Genomic DNA, 19922 nt, shown 5'->3' on the forward strand with positions numbered 1-19922 from the left:
AGGGGAATGAGCCGATGAGCACACAGATGCAGCAGCTCTACCAGCAGGTCATCCTCGACCAGTCCCGGGCACGCATCGGCAACACCGCACTGCTCCGTGACGCCGCACTCTCACCGCACGGGTATTCACACCAGGTGAACCCGACCTGCGGCGATGAGATCGAGCTCGAGACCGAGCTGCTCGCGGACGGCAAGATCGCGGTCCGGTGGACCGGCGACGGCTGTTCGATCTCGATGGCCTCGGCCTCGGTGCTCTCCGAACTGGCCGCCGACTCGTCCGTCGCGGAGATGCTCGAGATCGAAGCGGCGTTCCACGAACTCATGCATTCTCGTGGGACAATGGAGGCGGATGAGTCGATTCTCGGGGACGCTGCGGCGTTCACCGGAGTGTCGAAGTTCCCGGCCAGGATCAAGTGCGCTCTCCTGGCATGGATGGCGTTCAAGGACGCAATCACCCAAACGCAAGCAGCTCGTGAGGAGAAACACAATGCCTGAAGTCATTGACGCACCGCAGAATGCCAGCGTCGACGAAGTGCGCGAAGCGATGATGGACGTCGTCGATCCCGAGCTCGGTGTCAACATCGTCGATCTCGGACTCGTGTACGGACTCTCGGTCGAAGACGACGGCACCGCCGTGATCGAGATGACCCTGACCTCGGCGGCCTGCCCGCTGACCGATGTCATCGAGGATCAGACCGCACAGTCGCTCGAGGGAATCGTGCCGGCGTACCGGATCAACTGGGTCTGGATGCCGCCATGGGGACCGGAGAAGATCACCGAGGACGGTCGCGAACAGATGAGGGCTCTCGGCTTCAATATCTGAGACCGTCATCGACTGAGTCGAACACCGGCGCGTCCCCGCGGGGACGCGATCGATCACATCGCCGAGGTGGGGCTGCCCGAGCAGGGCAGGACCACCTCGGCGATCGTCGTTGAGTTCGATGCCTGTCGCAGATGCCGGGGTCGTGGAGATCACCGCCCCGCGGACTCCGAACCAGAGTGCGGCGTGAAAGAATGGAATCCGACTTCCAAGGAGAACCATTGACGATCATCGCTGCCGCCGACGGATCCGCGCTCGGCAATCCCGGACCAGCCGGGTGGGCCTGGTACATCGACGACACCTCCTGGCATGCCGGCGGGTGGAAGAACGCGACGAACAACCGCGGTGAGCTCATGGCCGTGCTCGACCTGCTCCGGTCGACGGCAGGCAGCGACGATGACCTGAAGATATACTGTGATTCGCAGTACGTCATCAACGCCCTGACCAAATGGATGGCGGGGTGGAAACGCAAGGGATGGAAGAAGGCCGATGGCAAAGAAGTCCTCAACAAGGACCTCTTAGCGTCTCTCGACGAGGCACTGAGCGGGCGGACGGTCGAGTTCGAGTGGGTCAAGGGACACAGCAACCACGAACTCAATGAGGCCGCAGACGATCGAGCCCGCGCGGCAGCCACCGCCTTCCAGAAGGGCACGACTGTGCCGGAGGGCCCCGGATTCGTCCCCGCGGGGACGTCGTCCTCGACTCCGGCAGATGAATCGGCTGAACCTGCAGAGCAGAACGATCTTGCCGCCGGACCCGCGACCACAGCGGCTGCGTCGGCAACCACCGTCGTGTCCTGTCGGGTCTCGTCCTCAGTCGCAGATGAACTCGTCGCCCGGGCACAGGCCCGCGGCATCCACCCCCAAGAATTCCTGGCCGATCTCATCGGCCGCAGTTTGGAGACAGAATGATTCAGGCCTCCGGCCTCGAAGTCGCCGTCGGCGCCCGGACCCTCATGTCCGAGGTGTCCTTCCGCGTCGACAAGGGCGACCGAGTCGGTCTCGTCGGTCGCAACGGCGCCGGCAAGACGACCCTGACCAAGGTGATCATGGGCGGACATCCGGCTCATGCCGGATCCGTGTCGATCTCCGGCACCGTCGGCTACCTGCCGCAGGACCCGCGCAGCGGCGACCTCACCGCCACCGGGATGGAACGCATCCTCTCGGTGCGAGACCTCGACGTCCTCGTCAAGCGGCTGCGCAAGGCCGAACGCCAGATGGCTTCACCGGATGAGAAGGTGGCGACGAAGGCCATCGATCGCTACCCGCGCATCGAAGCCGAATTCATCGCCGCCGGCGGTTATGCCGCGGAATCCGAAGCCTTCGCCATCGCCGCGAACCTCGGCCTCGACGAAGCCCTGGTCAGCCAGGAGATCGGGACGCTCTCCGGCGGTCAGCGCCGCCGCGTGGAACTCGCCCGGATTCTGTTCTCGTCCCCGGACACAATGATCCTCGATGAGCCGACGAACCACCTCGACGCCGAATCCGTGCTGTGGCTGCGCGACTACCTCAAGGGGTACTCGGGCGGACTCATCGTCATCAGCCACGACCTCGATCTCATCGACGAGGTCGTCAACAAGGTGTTCTTCCTCGACGCGACCAGGCAGACCATCGACATCTATTCGATGGGCTACCGCCTCTACCTCAAACAGCGTGAGGACGATGAACGTCGCCGTCGGCGTGAGCGGGCGAACGCGGAGAAGAAGGCCTCGGCACTGACCGCTCAGGCCAACAAGATGATGGCGAAGGCCACGAAGACCGTCGCTGCCCAGCAGATGGCCAAACGCGCCGAGCGCCTGCTCGCCGGCCTCGATGACGAACGCGCCACCGAGAAGGTCGCGAACCTGCGCTTCCCGGCCCCGGCAGACTGCGGTCGCGTGCCGCTGACCGCCGAGGGCCTGTCCCGCAGCTTCGGCTCGACCGAGGTGTTCACCGGCGTCGATCTCGCCATCGACAAAGGCTCCCGCGTGGTCATCCTCGGCTACAACGGCGCCGGCAAGACGACGCTGCTGCGTCTGCTCGCCGGGCTCGACGAACCCGATTCGGGCGAAGTCGTGCCCGGACACGGGCTCAAGCTCGGCTACTACGCGCAGGAGCACGAGACTCTCGACCTCGAACGCACGGTGCTCGAGAACATGTCGCGGAACTCACCGCATCTCGATGACACTGCGGTGCGCAATGTGCTCGGTTCCTTCCTGTTCAGCGGTGATGACGTGCACAAACCCGCCGCGGTGCTCTCCGGTGGGGAGAAGACGCGTCTGGCTCTGGCGACTCTCGTGGTCTCGAGTGCGAATGTGCTTCTGCTCGATGAGCCGACGAACAACCTCGATCCCGCCTCCCGTGAGGAGATCCTCTCGGCGATCCGCCGCTATGAGGGTGCGATCGTGCTGGTCACCCACGATGAGGGAGCGGTGTCCGCGCTCGATCCCGACCGTGTGCTGCTGCTGCCCGACGGCGACGAGGACCTGTGGAACGACACGTACCTCGACCTCGTCACACTCGCCTGAGCCGATCCGCTGTACGGCCCGGTCAGTCCGCTGACTGGTACGTATGGACTCACTGAGTGCGGAAGCGCTCCTCGAACAGGGCGTCCTCATCGGCTTCGGCGCGTCCGCGCACGGTGGGCGAAGCCCAGCGATTGCGGCCGTAGCGGCTGCCCGGTTGGCTGATCTTCGCACCTGCGTCGAGGGCGGCCTTGTCGATGACGACCATTTCGCTCCCGGCATCGCCGCGTCCGACGGCCTCGGCGGCGGCCTTGCGCTCTCGGCGGGCCGAGATGACCACGGCGATGATGATCATGATGCCGAAGGCGAACCACTGGAGCATATAGGACAGGTGGTTGCCCGGATCGAGCTCGGGCATCGGCAGCGGGGTCAGTCCCTCTTCCGGCGCACCACCAGTCTCTCCCGGTGAGGCCTCGACGTAGACATTCGAGTAGCCGTCATCCATTCCGGGGATGCGCGCAGGATCGATGGCCCTGATGAGGCCCTGCGGGTTCTCGTCCTCGGAGCCGTCCTGAGCCGGACGCAGATGAGCGACGACGGTCTGCTCACCCTGCGGTGCCGGCGGCACGGAGCCCTGTTCGGCGGTGAAACCGCGGACGACGGCGATCGTCGATCCGCCGGTGAGCTCGAACGGAGTCACCACATAGAAGCCGGGTGTGTCCCCGACCGTGCGGTTGCGGGCGAGGACTGTGTCCTCGTCGGAGTAGTGTCCGGTCAGCTCGACCTGAGTCCACTCCTCAGTGGTGGCCAATGCGGACGTCGGGTTCGGCAGCACCGAGGAGACGTCGACGGGGTCGGCGGAGTAGTTCGCCGTGATCGTCGCGATCTCCTGTTCCCGCTGGTCGCGGCGATCCTTCTGCCACAGGGCGAGGAACACGCAGGCGATGATGACGATGATCGCCATGGCGATGTATTTGAGCCAGCGTGCGGAGAAGAGGAAGGAATAGCGGCTCAACCGGCGTCCTCCGGAATCTCGTCGACGGAGACGTCGGTGATGAAGAAGTCGCGCAGCGTCAGGAAGTCACGCAGATAGTCCAGGTGCTCGTCACAGGCCAGCCACGTCTTCTTCCTCTCAGGAGTGTGAACGCGGGGGTTGTTCCACAGCAGGGCGCGGGTCGCGAACGCCCGGCATTCCTTCGCGGAGCACTGCAGCTGCTCGCTCACGCCTGGTCACTCCTGTCGTCGTCGTTCTCTTCCACGGTCTCACCCTGGATGGTCTCACCGGGGATGGTCTCGTCCCGGGCGGTCTGACCTGGACCAGGGCCGTCCCAGGCGGCACCACGGGCATCTGCATCGTCGTCGCTCGTCTCCTCGTCGACGGTCTCGCCGTCGAGGGTGTCCGCGGAGATCGTCTCCCCGCGAGCCGGCGGCAGTTCCGCCAGCGGGGCCCGATCGAGCAGTGCCGAACGGTCGTCGCGGGTGCGCTCACGCCCCGCATTGGCGAAGATCACCGCCGGGTAGGGGAGAGCGACGGCTCCGGCCACGCACACCCACATGAGGATGTGCATATCGGCGACGAAAGCGAAATAGGCGGCCACAAAGCAGACCGTCCTGATGCCCATGGTGATCGAATACTTGATGATCCGGGACCTCATGTCATCATCAAGGGCGGTGTCTGCCGTTGTGATCTGCTGCGAGTGCCTGACCATATCCTTCTTCGATCGATGACTGCCAAACATGATACTCGTCCTTTGTGAGAGTCGTATCCATCGGCCAAAGGACAGGATAGGTTTGTCCACGATAGATTTGAAGAACACAGTCGATCAACAGGAGACCAACGTGTCAGAACCACGCACAGTCCTCGTCACCGGCGGCAACCGCGGAATCGGTCGCACCATCGCCGAGGAATTCCTCGCCCAGGGGGACAAGGTGGCAGTCACCTCCCGCAACGGTCAGGCCCCGGAAGGCGCCCTCGCCGTGGCCGCCGATGTCACCGACAGCGAATCCATCGATCGGGCGTTCACCGAGATCGAAGAGAAGCTCGGCCCCATCGAGGTCGTCGTGGCCAATGCCGGAATCACCGCCGACAACCTGCTCATGCGGATGAACGATGACGAGTTCGAATCCGTCATCGACACGAACCTCACCGGTGCCTTCCGCACCGTCAAGCGCGGCATCACCGGGATGATCCGGGCGAAGAGGGGCCGCATCGTCCTCATCTCCTCGGTGTCGGGCCTCTACGGCGTTCCCGGCCAGGCGAACTACTCGGCGTCGAAGGCCGGACTCGTCGGCTTCGCCCGCTCCATCACCCGTGAGGTCGGCTCCCGCGGAATCACCGCCAACGTCGTGGCACCCGGCTTCATCCGCACGGACATGACCGATGAGCTGAGCGAGAAGCAGCGATCAGAATACCTGGCGACGATCCCGGCCAAGCGCTTCGCCGAAGCCGAAGAGGTCGCCAAGATCGTCCGCTGGGTGGCCTCCGACGAAGCCGCCTACATCTCCGGTGCCGTCATCCCCGTCGACGGCGGACTGGGCATGGGCCACTGAGCCGGAGCCGGCGGACGATGCGGCCCTGCCCGGCCGCAGCCCGTAGACTTCGATACAGGGACACCGCCTGAAGCGGAGTCATGCACACGCAACCACCTTCCTTTCGAAAGGACCACCATGGGAATTCTTGACGGAAAGCGCATTCTCGTCACCGGCGTGCTCACCGAGGCCTCGATCGCCTTCGCCGCCGCTCGCATCGCACAGGAGCAGGGAGCCGAGGTCATCCTCTCGAGCTTCGGCCGCCAGATGAAGATCACCCAGGTGATCGCCGAACGCCTGCCCCAGACCCCGCAGGTCATCGAACTCGACGCCACCAACGAAGAGGATCTCGCGGCACTGCCCGAGCGCCTCGGGGGCAACATCGACGGAATCGTCCACGCCATCGCCTTCGCCCCGAAGGATGCCCTCGGCGGAGTCTTCCTCGACACCCCGTGGGACTCGGTGTCGGCGGCCATCCACGTCTCCGCATACTCGCTCAAGGCCATCGCCGTGGCTGCGAAGCCCGTGCTCAACAAGGGCGCCGGGATCGTCGGTCTCACCTTCGACGCGACCATCTCCTGGCCTGTCTACGACTGGATGGGTGTGGCGAAGGCCGCCTTCGAATCGACCGCCCGCTACCTCGCCAAGTACGTCGGCGAAGACGGTGTGCGCGTCAACCTCGTCTCGGCGGGACCGCTGAAGACCACTGCCGCAACGTCCATTCCCGGCTTCGGAACGCTGGAAGACATGTGGGGCGACCGCGCACCTCTGGGCTGGGACCAGACGGACACCACTCCTGCCGGCAAGGCCATCGTCGCCCTGCTCTCCGACTGGTTCCCCGCCACCACCGGCGAGATGATCCACGTCGACGGCGGATTCCACTCCACCGGAGCCTGAGCCAGCTCATGCCTGTGCTCATCCTCGCCCGCCATGCGAAGGCGGAAGCGCACGGTCCGACCGATTTCGAACGGTCCCTGGACCCGAAGGGTCTGGCCCAAGCGGTCGAAGCCGGTGCCGAGATCGCCGAACGCTGGTCACCCGATGTGGCCATCGCCTCGGCGGCCCGGCGCACCGTGCAGACCGGCCAGGCCGTCGTCGAGGCCGTCAACCGCGCCCACGGAGGATCTCTCGACGAACCGGGTGAACTGACCCTGCGTGAGGACCCCTCCCTGTATGCCGGGTCCGTCGACGACTGGCTGGATGCGATCAACTCGATCCCCGCGGACGCGGAATGCGCGTATATCGTGGGCCACCAGCCCACCGTCGCCGAGGTGGTCGGCCACCTCAACCCGGAAGGCGGGGTTCCCGATACGTTCCGTCCCTCCTCGATCGCGGTCTTCGACCTCGAGAGCTGGGACGTGGAACCGGGACAGTACCCTGCCCCGCAGATCCGGGTCTTCCACGGAGTCTGAGCCCTCTGCCCGACTGGTGAGACGGCTGTGGCGCTGACGGATCATCCGTCAGCGCCACAGGCGTCTCACCGGTCAGGTGGCTGTGACGAAGTTCAGCTTCCTGTCCGCGCCGTCACGAGGTCGATCACGGACCGCAGGTCGCGAGTCGTCACCGACGCATCCGCTGCTGCCACGAGAGCCGGCTTCGCGCAGAAGGCGACTCCCAGGCCGGCGGCTTCGATCATGTCGATGTCATTGGCCCCGTCACCGACCGCCACCGAGGCGGCACGGTCGTATCCGCCGGCGGCCAGCAGATCCTCGAAGATCTCGGCCTTGACGTCCGGGCCGATGACGCGGCCGCTCGTCCGACCGGTGAGGTACCCGTCGACGAGGTCGAGTCCGTTGGCGAAGACGTCGGTGATGCCCAGCTGCGCGGCCACTGGAGCGATGATGGCGGTGAAGCCGCCCGAGACCAATGCCACCTGACCACCGGAGGAATGCACTGCCGCGACGAGCTCGGCGGCGCCCTCGGTGAGGGTGATCTGCTCCCGCACCTCATCGAGCACGGACTCCGGCAGGCCGCTCAGAAGTGCGACCCGTTCGGCCAGGGACGCGACGAAGTCGAGCTCACCGGCCATGGCGCGTTCGGTGATGTCGGCGACCCGGTCTCCGATACCGGCATGTGCGGCGATGAGGTCGATGACCTCCTCGTTGATGAAGGTCGAATCGACGTCCATGACAAGCAGCTGGACGGGGATCTGGGAGGCGTTGGCCTGTGGTGTCTCATTCACCCCTTCATCGTAGCCACAGCCATGATGTAGTCCGCGGCGGCGGGGTGCAGCTGAGACAGCAGCGCACCGAACCGAGGCGGGGCGACCGTGGCCGGGGCGAGCACCGAGCGCATCCGGTGGTGGATGTCGAGGGCGGCGTAGATCGCTCGGGAATCCGCCTCGGTGGGGATGAGCCGGGAGATCGGGTGCATCGTCGACAGCTCCTCCTGCCAGTCGCGCCACGGTCCCTGCCGCCATTCCTCGGGGACGTCGATGGTCTCGATGAGACGAAGACCTTCCATCACCAGCAGACGCAGACGACGCAGCGCCTCCGCAGCGGTTCCGACCGTGACGGGCCGGAACACCGTGGGTCGGCAGGCGAGGACCTCCACGTTCGCCTCGGCGCCGGTGAGGGCGATCGCCGCCTGTTCGTCACCGCGGTGGAGGACGACGGGGGCGCTGTGGCGCCCGACCTTCGTCCGGGCGGTGCGATCGACCGGGGGAGTCGTATGCGGCAGCGACGGGTGGTGCAGGGCCAGGCGCGCATGGGTGATTCCGGCGGCGGCCGCCTCGGCTGCGAAGAGCAGCAGACCGGTGGGCACGGACGTGTCGAACACCTCATCGGAGACGATGAGAGGAACATCACGATCATCATCGAGGAAGGCAGAGGTGACCTCGTCAGGGGGCAGCGTCGAGCGCAGACGGTGGTTGATGGCCAGGGTCAGCAGCAGCGAGTCGGTCGTGAGGTCCATGTCGAACCAGGATAGACGGCTCGTCTGCGATAGAGTCTGAGGATATGAGTGAAGTCCTGAATCTGGATTCTGTGTCCGTGCGCCGGGGGACCGATTTCCTCCTCGACGATTTCTCGCTGACCGTCGCCGAAGGCGAGCACTGGGCGGTGCTCGGCCCCAACGGTGCGGGCAAGACGACCCTGCTCGAACTCGCGGCCGGTCGCATGCACCCGACGACGGGTACGGTCAACATCCTCGAAGAGCAGCTCGGGCGCGTCGACGTGTTCGAACTGCGTCCGCGCATCGGCTATGCCTCGACGATTCTGGCCAACCGCATTCCCAGTTCCGAAGCGGTCCTCGACACCGTGCTCACCGCCGCCTACGGCGTCACCGGACGCTGGGTGGAGGAGTACGAGCAGGACGACATCGACCGCGCCCGCGATCTGCTGGCCGCCTTCCACATCACCCATCTGGCCGATCGCACCTTCGGCACCCTGTCCGAAGGTGAGCGCAAGCGCGTGCAGATCGCGCGTGCGCTCATGACCGACCCGGAGCTGCTGCTGCTCGACGAGCCGGCCTCCGGACTCGACTTCGGCGGACGTGAGGAGCTGCTCGGTGCGCTCTCGGAGATCCTGTCGTCGAAGTGGGCACCGGCCACGATCATGGTCACCCACCATGTCGAGGAGATCCCGGAGGGCATCACGCACGTGCTGCTGCTGTCCGAGGGCACCGATCTGGTCGCCGGCCCGATCGAGGAGACCCTGACGGCCGAGAACCTCGCAGCGACCTTCGGCATCGACGTCAAGCTCACGCGGGACGGTCAGCGCTACCACGCACGCTCCGCCCTCTGAGCATGGAACTGCTGGCGAACCTCAGCCTCGAACCGTGGCAGATCGGTCTCATCGTCGTCGCCGGAATCGCGGCGGGCGCCATCAACGCCGTCGTCGGCTCCGGAACGCTCATCACCTTCCCGGCGCTCGTCGCCTTCGGAGTGCCGCCGGTGGTGTCGACGATGAGCAACGCGGTCGGTCTGATCCCCGGCAATATCGCCTCCTCGTTCGGATACCGCGAAGAGCTGCGCGGGCAGTGGAGACGGATCCTCGGGTTCGTCCCCGCGTCCCTGCTCGGATCGCTGACCGGGGCGTATCTGCTGCTGCACCTGCCCGAGGATGCCTTCGAGACGATCGTGCCCGTCCTCCTCGTCGTGGCTCTCGTCATGGTCGTGGGGCAGCCGTATCTCTCGCGCTACCTGAAGAACCGGTCCCTGCGCAGAGCCGAGGCCGCCGGCATCGAACATCGGGCCGCCTCGGCGGGGGACAGGCTGTCCACGGGTCGGTACATCGCCGTGCTCGTCGTCGTCTTCCTCACCGCGATCTACGGCGGCTACTTCGCCGCGGCGCAGGGCATCATCCTCATCGCCCTGCTCGGCCTGCTGCTGCCCGATGATCTGCAGCGGCTCAACGGGCTGAAGAACGTCCTCGTCCTCGTCGTCAACACGGTCTCGGCGAGCACGTACATCATCGTGGGCCATGACCGGATCAACTGGATCGCCGTGATCTGCATCGCCGTCGGCTCCCTCATCGGCGGATACTTCGGAGCGCGGGTGGGGCGGAAGTTCTCCCCGGTGCTGCTGCGCACCGTCATCGTCATCCTCGGTCTCGTCGCGATCTGGAGGATCGTCACACTGTGATGGGTAGAGCGCTGTGAACACTCCGGCCAAGGCACCCCTGACGAGGCAGCAGGTCATCGACCGGTCCGCTGAGCTCGGGATCGCCGTCGAACGACTGCGGTTCTTCGACGAAGCGGATCTCGTCGCCGGCGGCTCGGATGAGATGCGCGACTATACACAGCTGACCGACGTCGCCCTGCGCAGCGTCCGGGAACCCGCCGAGGGGCTCTTCATCGCCGAATCCTCGAAGATCATCCGCCGCGCTCACGCTGCCGGTCTGTCTCCCCGGTCATTCCTGACCAGCCCGAAATGGCTGTTCGACCTCGCCGACATCATCGTCGACAGCGATGTGCCGATCTTCATCGGCACGGATGCCGCCGTCGAATCTCTGACCGGATTCCACCTGCACCGAGGCGCCCTGGCCGCCATGGGCCGCCCCGTTCTGGCCCCGGTCGCCTCCTTGGTCGAGGACTCCCGGCGCATCGTCGTCATCGAAGACATCGTCGACCATACCAACGTCGGCGCGATCTTCCGTTCCGCTGCCGCGTTCGGAGCCGATGCCGTGCTCGTGAGCCCGCGCTGCGCCGACCCGCTGTACCGCCGGTCGATCAGAGTCTCGATGGGCACGGTGTTCCAGGTGCCGTGGACCCGTATCGAGACCTGGCCCGCCGGGATCGCCGAACTGCAGGAAGCCGGGTTCCACGTCGCCGCACTGGCGCTCGAGACGGATTCGGTGAGCCTGCGCGAGTTCGCCGCATCCGCACCCGAGCGGACCGCCGTCGTGTTCGGAACCGAGGGCGACGGCCTGAAGAAGGCGACGATCGCCGCCTGCGATTCGACCGTGATGATCCCCATGAGCGGGGGAGTGGACTCCCTCAACGTGGCAGCCGCCTCGGCGGTGACCTGCTTCGCCCTGCAGAAGGGGTGAGCTATGACAGCTGAACCGACAGCGCCCTTCGCCGCCGCCGCTACAGAGAGGACCTCAGTGGACCGCAGCACCCTAGCCCAAGCCCTCGAAGCCGGACGGATCACCGGGGAGGTCGCAACTCCCAGGGAGAACAACCTCTCCCATATCCACCGCTTCCTTGCCCAGGAACGCCAGTTCGACTTCGGTGTCGAACTGGCCCGCGACTGGGACTATGACTCCGTGTTCGCGCTCATGGTCGAACGCTGCGGTCTGCGGCCCGACGCCGAATTCGTCGAAGGCGTGGACACGATCTCCACGGAGGCCTGCATCGCCGCGCTGGAGAGACTCGCCGAGGCGGTCGGCGAGGTCACACGCTCAGGTGGCCGGATCCTCTTCGCCACCGGTCACCCGGCCGGGTTGCTGCCCGTCCATATGGCGATCGCCCGGGCCGCGAAGTCCGCCGGCGCGGTCATCGACACCCAGGACCATTTCATCCCGGTCCCGGAGATCGGCGGTGACGTCCGCCAGATCGGCGATGTGTGGACCTGGCATCAGCACGGCGGCAGCCCGCACACCCACCTGGCCGAACCCATGCATGCGCTTCTCAACGATTTCGCCGCCCGCGGCGGATCGTCTCCCGACCTCGTCGTCGCCGACCATGGGTGGGCCGGGGCCGCCTCGAGCAGGGGGCTGCGGACCATCGGCTACGCCGACTGCAACGATCCGGCGCTCTTCGTCGCCGAAGCGCAGGGGCAGGTCGAGGCGACCATCCCGCTCGATGACGACGTCGTGCCGAACCTCTATGCCCCGCTTATCGATTTCGTCATCGAACGGGCGGGGCTGCACTGACGGGCGGTTCTGCACTGACGGGCGGGGCTGAACTGACGGGCGGGGCTGAACTGCCAGTCGGCACCGGACCGGACGTCACCCTCAGTCGATCTCGTTGGCCAGGTCCTCGATCACCTCGGCGCCAGGCAGGGACGCGAGCGTGGAACCGGAGAGCAGCAGCTTGGAGCCGCGGATACCGGAACCGATGATGAGTTCGTCGGCCTCGGCGACGCGCGAATCGATGAGCACCCGATAGTTTTCCGGCAGACCGATCGGTCCGATCCCGCCGTACTCCATCCCCGATTCGCTCACGGCGCGCTCGAGCGGGAGGAACGAGGCCTTGCGGACGTCGAGGAGCTTCTTGACTCGTTTGTTGACATCGGCGCGGGTGTTCGCGAGCACCATACATGCGGCGATGCGCTCCTCACCGCCTCGCGAACCGGCAACGAGGACACAGTTCGCCGAGGTAGCGGGAGGCAGATCGGTGGCACCGAGGAGAGACGCGGTGTCCGCGATCTGCGGATCGATGGCGAACACGTCGACGTCACCGGAGACTGTCTGAAGAGCGGCGGCCGTCGATTCGGCCACGAGCTCGGGGGCGGTGGCGGCGGGTTGGAGAGTGAACTGAGTGGTGAGGCGTTCCTTCGTGGTCATGGCCACAGTGTAGGAGGTCCGTGTCGAATCGCTTTGCCCGCGCCCATCGGTTAGACTGGACTGTCGCTTCGTGTCCGGTTCCTACGGTTCGGAGCGTGTCCAGCAGACGAATTCGGGCACTGGCAGATGGGTCGGACCCATATCAGGCGCCTGAAAGAATTCAGCAGAGGTAAGAATATGAAGAAGGACATCCACCCGGAATACGCGCCGATCGTGTTCAACGATCTGGCTTCCGGCACCAAGTTCCTCACCCGCTCCACCGCTAAGAGCGACAAAACCATCGAGTGGGAAGACGGCAACACCTACCCCGTGATCGACGTCGAGATCTCTTCCGCTTCGCACCCGTTCTACACGGGCAAGCAGCGCATCCTCGACTCCGCCGGCCGCGTGGAGAAGTTCAAGGACCGTTACAAGGGCTTCGGCAAGCGCTGATCTCGGGCGTTTCCGACAGCTTCATACAGATTGCCCCGCACACCGAGTTCGGTGTGCGGGGCAATCTGCTGCCGGCAGGCCATCTGCGACTGATGCGACGTCCCCGCGGGGACGAGTCAGGTCGCGCGCACGTCCCCGCGGGGACGTGACGGGTTGTGTCCCGCGGGGGCACAGCCTCTCGCAGGTCAGTCGACGGTGACTGAGACCTCGGGGGAGGGGCTCACCCGAGCCGCCGGGTGGTAGAGCGACGCGACGCCGGTGGCGTTGTCGAGGCAGTTCGCGATTCCGTGAGCCGCCTTCTCCTTCGCGGAGACGACGGCATCCTTGATATCCAGACCGGTGGCGATGCCCGCCGCGATCGAGGAGGCGAAGGAGCAGCCGGCGCCGTTGACGAGCTTGTCGTTGACCTTGCGCGAACGCAGAGTCGTCACGGTCTCACCGTCGAAGAGGATGTCGATGGCATCATCTCCGGCGAGGCGGGCCCCGCCCTTGACGACGACGTTCTTCGCTCCCTGCCCGTGGATGATCTTCGCGGCCTCGATCATGCCCTCGACGGAATCGATGGCGTCGACCCCGGCCAGGGTCGCGGCCTCTTCGAGGTTCGGGGTGACGACGGTGGCCAAGGGCACGAGGTTCTCGACGAAGAGATCCTTGAGGTCGACCATGGTGCCAGCGCCCTTGCACACGAGCACAGGATCGAAGACGTACGGCAGATCGTTGGTCTTCAGCTCTTCGGCGAGGACCAGTGCCGAGTCGACGGAGCCGAGCATTCCGGATTTGATGGCGGTGAACTCGTGCACGGCCAGAGTCGATTCGAGCTGACGGTTGACGACCTCGGGCTCGATGAACTCGAGGACGTGGGCGAATCCGTCATTGGGATCGAAAGTGACGATGCAGGTGACGACGGCAGTGCCGAAGGCACCGTATTCGTCGAACATCTTCAGGTCGGCTTCGAGGCCGGCGCCTCCGGATACGTCGGATCCGGCGACGGTGAGCACCTTTGCGGTCATAGTGGTCCTTTCGGGTAGAGCGTCCGCGAAGAAGTCTACGCGGGTTCAGGCCCCTGCGTAGCCGTGCTGGCGCCAAGCTTCGTAGATGGCGATCGATGCCGAATTCGCCAGGTTGAGCGAACGACGTGCCGGCAGCATCGGAATCCGCACCGCCATGTCCACATGCTCGTCGTTGATGACATCGTCGGGCAGTCCCGTCGACTCGCGCCCGAAGAGGAGGACATCTCCGTCTTGGTAGTCCACCTCGGCGAAGGAATCGTCCGTATGCGTGCTGAACGCGATCACCCGACGCTCACCGAGGTGGCCCCACAGCTCGTCGATCGACCGGTGAACGGTGACATGGGCGAGGTCGTGATAGTCGAGACCGGCGCGCCGCAGCTTCGCATCGGAGAGATCGAAGCCGAGGGGTTCGACGAGATGAAGATGGGCCCCGGTGACCGCTGCGAGCCGGATGGCGTTGCCGGTGTTGCCGGGGATCTCGGGAGTGTGGAAGACGATGTCGATATTCATATCCCACTCATCTTCTCACCCCGCGGTCTGCTGGTCAGACAGCGCGGTCGCACTTTCGTCTGCGCCGTTCTCCCGGCGGGGTGAACATGATCACTGGTCCGGTTTGCGTACAAGCAGGCAGCCCTGTCGGGTCGTCTCCGGATAGCGGCCGATGCGGTCGGGTTCGCGTTCGAATCGGGTGGCCGGTGTGAACCCGTGCGGTTCGAGGGCGGCGAGGACCTGATCGAGCGAGCGCCGGTGGAAATCGAGATCGACGGGGAAGCCGGCGAGATCGGAGACATGGTCGATCCGGCCGCCGAGTTGGAACGCCAGCTGGAACCAACCGCCCGGACGGAGGACACGAGCCGCCTCGGCGAAGGCGAGGGCAAGGGCGTCATCGGGGACGTGGATCGTCGAGTACCAGGCGACGAGACCGGCGTAGGAATCGTCGGCATAGGGCAGTGCGGTCATCGTTCCGACGTCGAATCCGAGCGTCGGATAGAGACCCCGGGCGAGTTCGATCATGGCAGGGGAGAGGTCGAGGCCGCGCGGGGTGAGCCCGAGAGCGGCGAGGAACGAGGTGATGCGACCGGGACCGCAGCCGATGTCGAGGACCTCTGTCGAGCCGGTGCCGAGGACGAGTTCTGAGAAGGCTCCGAGGACGGCCCGGTCATGCGGTTTCGCAGTGAGTTCATCGGCGACCCACTCCGTGTAGGTCTGCGCGATCGCATCATAGGAATCGCGCGTGGGCGCCTCCCGAGTGCGGGTGTCATCGGTCGGCGGTGTCTGTGCGGTGCCTGCGCCGTGGCCGTCGCCTGCGCTGTCGTTGCTGCCGTCAGTCATGACGTCACCTTACCCGTCGGTAGTGACATGACTGGTGCGGAGGAGGTCGATGATCAGCCTGCCTGCGATGTTCACCTGCATAAACGAAACTCAATCGAATCTGGACTGCGGTCCATGCATGCAGGGTGCTGTGGATGGATTTCTCGTGTCAGTGCCGGCTTCTAGAGTGAAGGCACGGTTGGTGGTCAGGGGGATTGCCGGACCGGAGGACCGAAGGGGTCGCGGAAGGGGAGAACCATGAGAGACGACAACCCGATTGAGGCGGAGGCCGCCGAGTTCGACGGGCTGAGTGTCGACCCGAAGGACTGCGGAGGGGCTGAAGCCGATGTGGACCCCAGCACCCTCACCTGTGAGCAGATCGTGATCGATATCCGGCGCAACATCTCGTGCATCTCCTTCTGCCACGCTCGTGTCATCGCGCTCATCGACGAGGTCGAGCGGCGGGGGCTGTGGGCGGAATGGGTCGGCGTGAAGACCTTGACCGAGTGGGTGATGCATGTGGCGTCGGTGAGCATGCACACTGCACGCGAGTACGTCCGTGTGATGACAGCGCTGCGTGAGATGCCGAAGGTGAGGAAGAGTCTGGCAAACGGTGATGTCAGCTTCTCCAAGGTGCGGGAAGTGACCCGACTGGGGGAGCGGATCGGCGACGATGAAGCGCTGCGTCTGGCCACCCTTGCCACGGGCAGTCAGATCAGCCGGATCTCCCAGAACTACCAGCAGCTGGCCGACAAGATCGACAACGGACCGTTCCCGCTGTTCCTGGCTCAGGACAGCGTGAGCATGCGTCAGGTGGCACCCGGTCGGACCCGGATCACGATCGAACTCGAGGAAGACGACGCCGCGGAGATCGCTGCGATGCTCGATGCCGCCCGGCAGGTTCTCGAGCGCCCCGTCGGCGCTGCCGACGAGGAGGGAGCCGTGGCCGAGGGCAGCGCTGTGGCGGACGAAGACGGCAACGTCGACGGAGACGGCAAAGGGGACGAGGCTCCTTATGAGCCGGTCTCCCAAGTCATGTGCCTGATGGAGATCATCCATGCCTTCCCTCGTGCCGAGCCCACGGGTTCGATCGATGCCGACCGTGCCCGGCTGCTCGTCCATGCCTCCGCGGAGGTGATCACCCGCAGCGGCGCTGCGGTGGAAGGCGCCCCTGCCTTCGAACCCCCTCTCCTCAGCATCCCCGCAAGGGCGGCGACCGAAGCAGGCGTCCCCGCGGGGACGGAGACCGGATCAGACGTTCCTGCAGGGCAGGAGAGCGTCCCCGCGGGGACATCGACAGGACAAGCGGACACGACCTGCCGGATCGAAGGGTTCGGCGGCATCACCGCGGCGACGGCGGAGCGCCTGAGCTGTGAGGCGCTGATCAACGGGGCGATCAAGGACGCCGGAGGCGACGTCCTCATGCTCGGGCGCTCGAAGCGTCTGGTGAGCAGGCGACAGCGAATGGCCCTGAGTGTGCGCGATGTCTGCTGTCAATTCCCCGGCTGTCGCACCCGCAGGCGATGCGATGCCCACCATATCCGTCCCTGGTCGCAGGGCGGGGCGACCGATATGGACAATCTCATCCTGCTCTGCCGCCGGCACCACACCGTGGTGCACAAGTACCAATTGCGCATCGAGCGCACCGGAGCGGACTTCGCCGGAGCGATGCGCGGTCCCGCCGCCTTCTCCTTCTACCTGCCCGACGGCTCCCAGCTGCTTCCTCTGGAGAGTCGGGTGAGGGGACGGATGATGTTCAACACGGCGGTTCGCGTTGCAGAGGTCAAGACGGCCACGAAGGCGGCCGATCCGGGCACCGTCGGGGGCGGTTACGGCTTTGACCTCGGCCTCTGTATCGCATGGATGTTCGAAGCCGAATGGCGACACGCCCGGGAAGGCAGAGCTGTTGTCTGAATCTTGCCATTTTAGAACACCAGTTCGATAATGGATGTCATGTCAGCAGCACCAGTCATCGAGCAGCTCAGCCGGGAGACGGGGATCTCCACGGCTGCGGCACTGTTCGATAAGATCCCGCCCCATCCGGTGGATCCTGTGCTCTCTCCGCTGTTTCGCCGCGGTGGTCTGCCGCGTGGGGAACTCGTCACCGTCACCGGTGAGCTGTCGCTGAGCTGCGGCCTGGCGACGATCGCTGCGGCCACCCGGGAGCAGAAGTGGTGTGCCGGCATCGGACTCGGCGAACCGTCCGTGTCCTCGATCGCCGACCTCGGTGTCGACCTCGACCATTTCGTCAATCTCGCGACCCCCGGGGAGGACTGGCTGCGGGTGGCTTCGATCCTCATCGAATCCTTCGACATCATCCTCGTCGACCCCGGCTTCGCACCGAGCGCTTCGGAGCGGGCCCGACTTCTGGCGAAGATCCGTGAACGACGAATGAGCCTCATCAGTCTCCGCCCCCTGTCCGGCAGCACGGAGCAGATCGAGATCACCGATACCCGCTGGGCGGGTGCCGAACACGGTCGCGGACGCCTGCAGTCCTGCCTCGTGCGCGCCCGTTCACAGACGGGGACCCATCGGTTCCTGCTGCCGGGACCGTCCGGGACTCCCACCAGCGTCCCCGCGGGGACGCTGGAAGTGGTGGCAGGCACCGCCCCCGCAGAGACCTCCGACGTCTCTGACACAGCCGTCGGAGCATCCGGCGTCCCGACAGAGGATGCGGACGCGGCCGACGATCCTCGGTGGTCGACGATCACACAGCTGCGGCAGGTGATCAGCCATGTCGGGTGAGCCCGACCGCACCCTCGTCCTCACCGTGCCCGACTGGCCGGCCGTGGCCGCAGCGGTCGAACACGACATCGCACCGGGCCGCCCGGTCGCGGTCCTCCACGCAGGCAAGGTCATCGCCGCCGATGCTCCCGCCCGTGCCGCCGGAATCACCGCCGGGAACAACAAACGCGCCGTGGGATACCGCTGTCCGGAAGCCCACGTCGCAGTCTGGGACGAAGAGGCCGACAATCGGCATTTCAGTGCCGGGGTCGGTGCCCTCGAAGGCCTCGTCGCCCGGTTCACTCTGCTCAGTCCGGGAACATTGGCGGTTCCTCTCGACTCGCTCAGACACGGCTGCGCAAACGAAGCCGATGCTGTCGAAACCCTGGTCTCGGCTCTCGTCGATGACACCGGGTGGGAGTTCTTCCCCGGAATCGCCGACACCGTCTTCGCCGCAGTCCTCGCCGCCGGTCAGGCGCGCCGAGTCGAGCCCGGGCAGACCGCGGACTTCCTCTCCGCCCAGCCGATCACCACCCTGGAGTACGCCGGCGCCGAGGCGCCCGCGCTGATCGAGGTCTTCCTGCAGCTGGGGCTGCGCACCCTCGGAGACTTCGCCCGCCTCGAGGCCAAAGATGTGAACGCACGCTTCGGTGCCTTCGGTCGACATCTGCACGACCTGGCCTCCGGACGGGAAGGGGCTCCGCTCGCCGACCACGTCCGCGGCGAACGGCTCGAAGTCGAACTCGACCTCGATGCCCCGACGACCCGCAGCGACACCCTCGGCTTCCTCGCCCGCCAGCTCGGCGCAGATCTGCTGGCCAAGGTGCGCAGGCAGGGGCTGGTCTGCACCCAGATCACGATCGAACTCGATGCAGCGACCGGCCAGTCCTCATCCCGGACCTGGCGAATCGAGGACATGCAGGAGAATGCGATCGCTGACCGCCTGCGGTGGCAGGCCGAAGGCTGGCTGGCCGGAGTGAGCACCGGAACCGCGAACACCGGATCGGGACAGGGTCCTCAGCCGGCGCAGGCCGACCCGCAGGCGCTCGACATCGGCGACGAACCGGCACCCGATGCCGAGGACTTCACCGAGGACGGCATCATCGCGCTGCGCCTCATCGCGGCCGAACTGACCACTCCGATCGGTGCCACACGCAGCCTGTTCGACGAGAACACCGGCCAGATCACCCATACGCTCGAGCGTCTGCAGGGACTGTTCGGTCCCGATGCCGTTCTGGTCCCCGGCCTCCAAGGCGGGTGGGACCCCGCCGAGACGAACCTGTGGACCCCGTGGCAGCAGGCAGCCGTCCCCGAACGCAGCCCTGCCGCCCCCTGGCCCGGTGCCCTGCACGCACCCCGTCCGACGACTGTCGAACACTCCGCCGTCGATGTGCTCGCAGCCGACGGCTCACCGGTGGAAGCACGCCCCTCGGGGTTGGGAGCCGCACCGGCGACGATCAGATTCCCCACCGGGCAGACCGAGACCATCACCGACTACTCGGGCTCCTGGCCCATCGAATCCGGATGGTGGGACCCGAGCCGATCCGTCTACCGGACACGTCTGCAGGTGGTCACCGATGGCGGCCGTGCCCTCCTGCTGAGCAAGGAACACGGCCAGTGGTACCTCACCGGCCGCTACTGCTGACCGGCAAACCGCTGACCGGCCGCTGCTGCTGACCGGCGACCCGCTGACCGACGACGACC

At 65.9% G+C, this 19922-nt stretch carries 24 protein-coding genes; 15 read left to right on the forward strand and 9 right to left on the reverse strand.

The genetic code is table 11. The features are described 5' to 3' along the window. Positions 1-14: 14 nt before the first annotated feature. The 4 genes from sufU (at position 15) to GUY37_RS08870 (ending at position 3325) form a co-directional block, all read left to right on the forward strand. Positions 15-494, forward strand: a complete 480-nt coding sequence (gene sufU, locus GUY37_RS08855) for a Fe-S cluster assembly sulfur transfer protein SufU (protein WP_208094807.1) — start codon at positions 15-17, stop codon at positions 492-494. Next, a complete protein-coding gene (locus GUY37_RS08860) occupies positions 487-822 on the forward strand; it encodes a metal-sulfur cluster assembly factor (protein ID WP_025778421.1) in 336 nt (111 codons plus the stop codon). Before sufU ends, GUY37_RS08860 begins: the two co-directional genes overlap by 8 nt. A 218-nt stretch (positions 823-1040) precedes the next feature. Next, on the forward strand, positions 1041-1730 hold the full coding sequence (locus GUY37_RS08865; protein ID WP_166824677.1) for a ribonuclease H family protein: 690 nt from the start codon (positions 1041-1043) through the stop codon (positions 1728-1730). Then, positions 1727-3325, forward strand: coding sequence for an ABC-F family ATP-binding cassette domain-containing protein (locus tag GUY37_RS08870; RefSeq protein WP_152346396.1), 1599 nt, complete (start codon positions 1727-1729; stop codon positions 3323-3325). The genes GUY37_RS08865 and GUY37_RS08870 overlap by 4 nt, the downstream gene beginning before the upstream one ends. A gap of 49 nt (positions 3326-3374) precedes the next feature. On the opposite strand, the gene GUY37_RS08875 is transcribed toward GUY37_RS08870, so the two are convergent. The 3 genes from GUY37_RS08875 to GUY37_RS08885 are packed head-to-tail and all read right to left on the reverse strand — an operon-like array spanning position 3375 to position 5001. Next, positions 3375-4277 carry an SURF1 family cytochrome oxidase biogenesis protein gene (locus tag GUY37_RS08875; RefSeq protein ID WP_166824680.1) on the reverse strand — a complete coding sequence of 301 codons (903 nt, stop codon included), beginning with the start codon at positions 4275-4277 and terminating at the stop codon, positions 3375-3377. Then, on the reverse strand, positions 4274-4486 hold the full coding sequence (locus GUY37_RS08880) for a hypothetical protein (RefSeq protein WP_101544269.1): 213 nt from the start codon (positions 4484-4486) through the stop codon (positions 4274-4276). The genes GUY37_RS08875 and GUY37_RS08880 overlap by 4 nt, the downstream gene beginning before the upstream one ends. Beyond that, complete coding sequence (locus GUY37_RS08885) at positions 4483-5001, reverse strand: DUF3099 domain-containing protein (protein WP_228278446.1); 519 nt, start codon at positions 4999-5001, stop codon at positions 4483-4485. Before GUY37_RS08885 ends, GUY37_RS08880 begins: the two co-directional genes overlap by 4 nt. Before the next feature lie 100 nt (positions 5002-5101). On the opposite strand from GUY37_RS08885, the gene GUY37_RS08890 reads away from it, so the two are divergent. The 3 genes from GUY37_RS08890 (at position 5102) to GUY37_RS08900 (ending at position 7203) form a co-directional block, all read left to right on the forward strand. Continuing rightward, positions 5102-5812: a beta-ketoacyl-ACP reductase gene (locus GUY37_RS08890; RefSeq protein ID WP_166824683.1), complete on the forward strand. Its 711-nt coding sequence runs from the start codon at positions 5102-5104 to the stop codon at positions 5810-5812. A 117-nt stretch (positions 5813-5929) separates the two neighbouring features. Continuing rightward, on the forward strand, positions 5930-6688 hold the full coding sequence (gene fabI / locus GUY37_RS08895; protein WP_152346400.1) for an enoyl-ACP reductase FabI: 759 nt from the start codon (positions 5930-5932) through the stop codon (positions 6686-6688). A gap of 8 nt (positions 6689-6696) precedes the next feature. Continuing rightward, positions 6697-7203: a SixA phosphatase family protein gene (locus tag GUY37_RS08900; protein WP_166824686.1), complete on the forward strand. Its 507-nt coding sequence runs from the start codon at positions 6697-6699 to the stop codon at positions 7201-7203. Between the two features lie 92 nt (positions 7204-7295). On the opposite strand, the gene serB is transcribed toward GUY37_RS08900, so the two are convergent. Then, positions 7296-7973 (reverse strand): phosphoserine phosphatase SerB, encoded by a 678-nt coding sequence (gene serB / locus GUY37_RS08905; RefSeq protein ID WP_228278447.1) that lies wholly within the window; start codon positions 7971-7973, stop codon positions 7296-7298. Continuing rightward, entirely contained in the window at positions 7970-8704 is a 735-nt protein-coding gene (locus GUY37_RS08910) for a hypothetical protein (protein WP_166824689.1), read from the reverse strand. The genes serB and GUY37_RS08910 overlap by 4 nt, the downstream gene beginning before the upstream one ends. Before the next feature lie 44 nt (positions 8705-8748). Here GUY37_RS08910 and GUY37_RS08915 point away from each other — a divergent pair, with 44 nt between their 5' ends. Genes GUY37_RS08915 through GUY37_RS08930 form a run of 4 tightly spaced genes read left to right on the forward strand, consistent with a single transcriptional unit; the run spans position 8749 to position 12108 of the window. Then, positions 8749-9534, forward strand: a complete 786-nt coding sequence (locus GUY37_RS08915; protein WP_152346404.1) for an ABC transporter ATP-binding protein — start codon at positions 8749-8751, stop codon at positions 9532-9534. A gap of 2 nt (positions 9535-9536) precedes the next feature. Then, positions 9537-10373 carry a sulfite exporter TauE/SafE family protein gene (locus GUY37_RS08920; protein WP_166824692.1) on the forward strand — a complete coding sequence of 279 codons (837 nt, stop codon included), beginning with the start codon at positions 9537-9539 and terminating at the stop codon, positions 10371-10373. Positions 10374-10386: 13 nt separating this feature from the next. Continuing rightward, a complete protein-coding gene (locus GUY37_RS08925; protein WP_208094811.1) occupies positions 10387-11280 on the forward strand; it encodes a TrmH family RNA methyltransferase in 894 nt (297 codons plus the stop codon). A gap of 3 nt (positions 11281-11283) precedes the next feature. Further along, on the forward strand, positions 11284-12108 hold the full coding sequence (locus tag GUY37_RS08930; protein ID WP_166824695.1) for a phosphatase: 825 nt from the start codon (positions 11284-11286) through the stop codon (positions 12106-12108). Between the two features lie 81 nt (positions 12109-12189). Here the strand turns inward: GUY37_RS08930 and GUY37_RS08935 are convergent, their stop codons facing one another. Further along, complete coding sequence (locus GUY37_RS08935) at positions 12190-12741, reverse strand: YbaK/EbsC family protein (protein ID WP_166824698.1); 552 nt, start codon at positions 12739-12741, stop codon at positions 12190-12192. A 177-nt stretch (positions 12742-12918) separates the two neighbouring features. Between GUY37_RS08935 and GUY37_RS08940 the strand changes: the two genes are divergently transcribed. Then, the gene (locus tag GUY37_RS08940) at positions 12919-13173 is read left to right on the forward strand and encodes a type B 50S ribosomal protein L31 (RefSeq protein ID WP_009375892.1); all 255 of its coding nucleotides are present in this window, start codon (positions 12919-12921) and stop codon (positions 13171-13173) included. Positions 13174-13358: 185 nt separating this feature from the next. Here the strand turns inward: GUY37_RS08940 and GUY37_RS08945 are convergent, their stop codons facing one another. From GUY37_RS08945 to GUY37_RS08955, 3 genes are all read right to left on the reverse strand, one after another. Then, positions 13359-14183 carry a PfkB family carbohydrate kinase gene (locus GUY37_RS08945; protein ID WP_166824701.1) on the reverse strand — a complete coding sequence of 275 codons (825 nt, stop codon included), beginning with the start codon at positions 14181-14183 and terminating at the stop codon, positions 13359-13361. 45 nt (positions 14184-14228) lie between these two features. Then, positions 14229-14693 carry a tRNA (cytidine(34)-2'-O)-methyltransferase gene (locus tag GUY37_RS08950; RefSeq protein WP_152346409.1) on the reverse strand — a complete coding sequence of 155 codons (465 nt, stop codon included), beginning with the start codon at positions 14691-14693 and terminating at the stop codon, positions 14229-14231. Between the two features lie 90 nt (positions 14694-14783). Next, positions 14784-15515, reverse strand: a complete 732-nt coding sequence (locus GUY37_RS08955; protein WP_166824704.1) for a class I SAM-dependent methyltransferase — start codon at positions 15513-15515, stop codon at positions 14784-14786. 237 nt (positions 15516-15752) lie between these two features. Between GUY37_RS08955 and GUY37_RS08960 the strand changes: the two genes are divergently transcribed. Genes GUY37_RS08960 through GUY37_RS08970 form a run of 3 tightly spaced genes read left to right on the forward strand, consistent with a single transcriptional unit; the run spans position 15753 to position 19863 of the window. Further along, the gene (locus GUY37_RS08960; RefSeq protein ID WP_166824707.1) at positions 15753-17408 is read left to right on the forward strand and encodes an HNH endonuclease signature motif containing protein; all 1656 of its coding nucleotides are present in this window, start codon (positions 15753-15755) and stop codon (positions 17406-17408) included. A 39-nt stretch (positions 17409-17447) separates the two neighbouring features. Continuing rightward, the gene (locus GUY37_RS08965; protein WP_228278448.1) at positions 17448-18239 is read left to right on the forward strand and encodes a DNA recombination/repair protein RecA; all 792 of its coding nucleotides are present in this window, start codon (positions 17448-17450) and stop codon (positions 18237-18239) included. Then, positions 18229-19863 carry a DNA polymerase Y family protein gene (locus GUY37_RS08970; RefSeq protein WP_166824709.1) on the forward strand — a complete coding sequence of 545 codons (1635 nt, stop codon included), beginning with the start codon at positions 18229-18231 and terminating at the stop codon, positions 19861-19863. The genes GUY37_RS08965 and GUY37_RS08970 overlap by 11 nt, the downstream gene beginning before the upstream one ends. Positions 19864-19922 lie beyond the last annotated feature (59 nt).

This window comes from Brevibacterium limosum, assembly GCF_011617705.1.
GTDB lineage: Bacteria > Actinomycetota > Actinomycetes > Actinomycetales > Brevibacteriaceae > Brevibacterium > Brevibacterium limosum.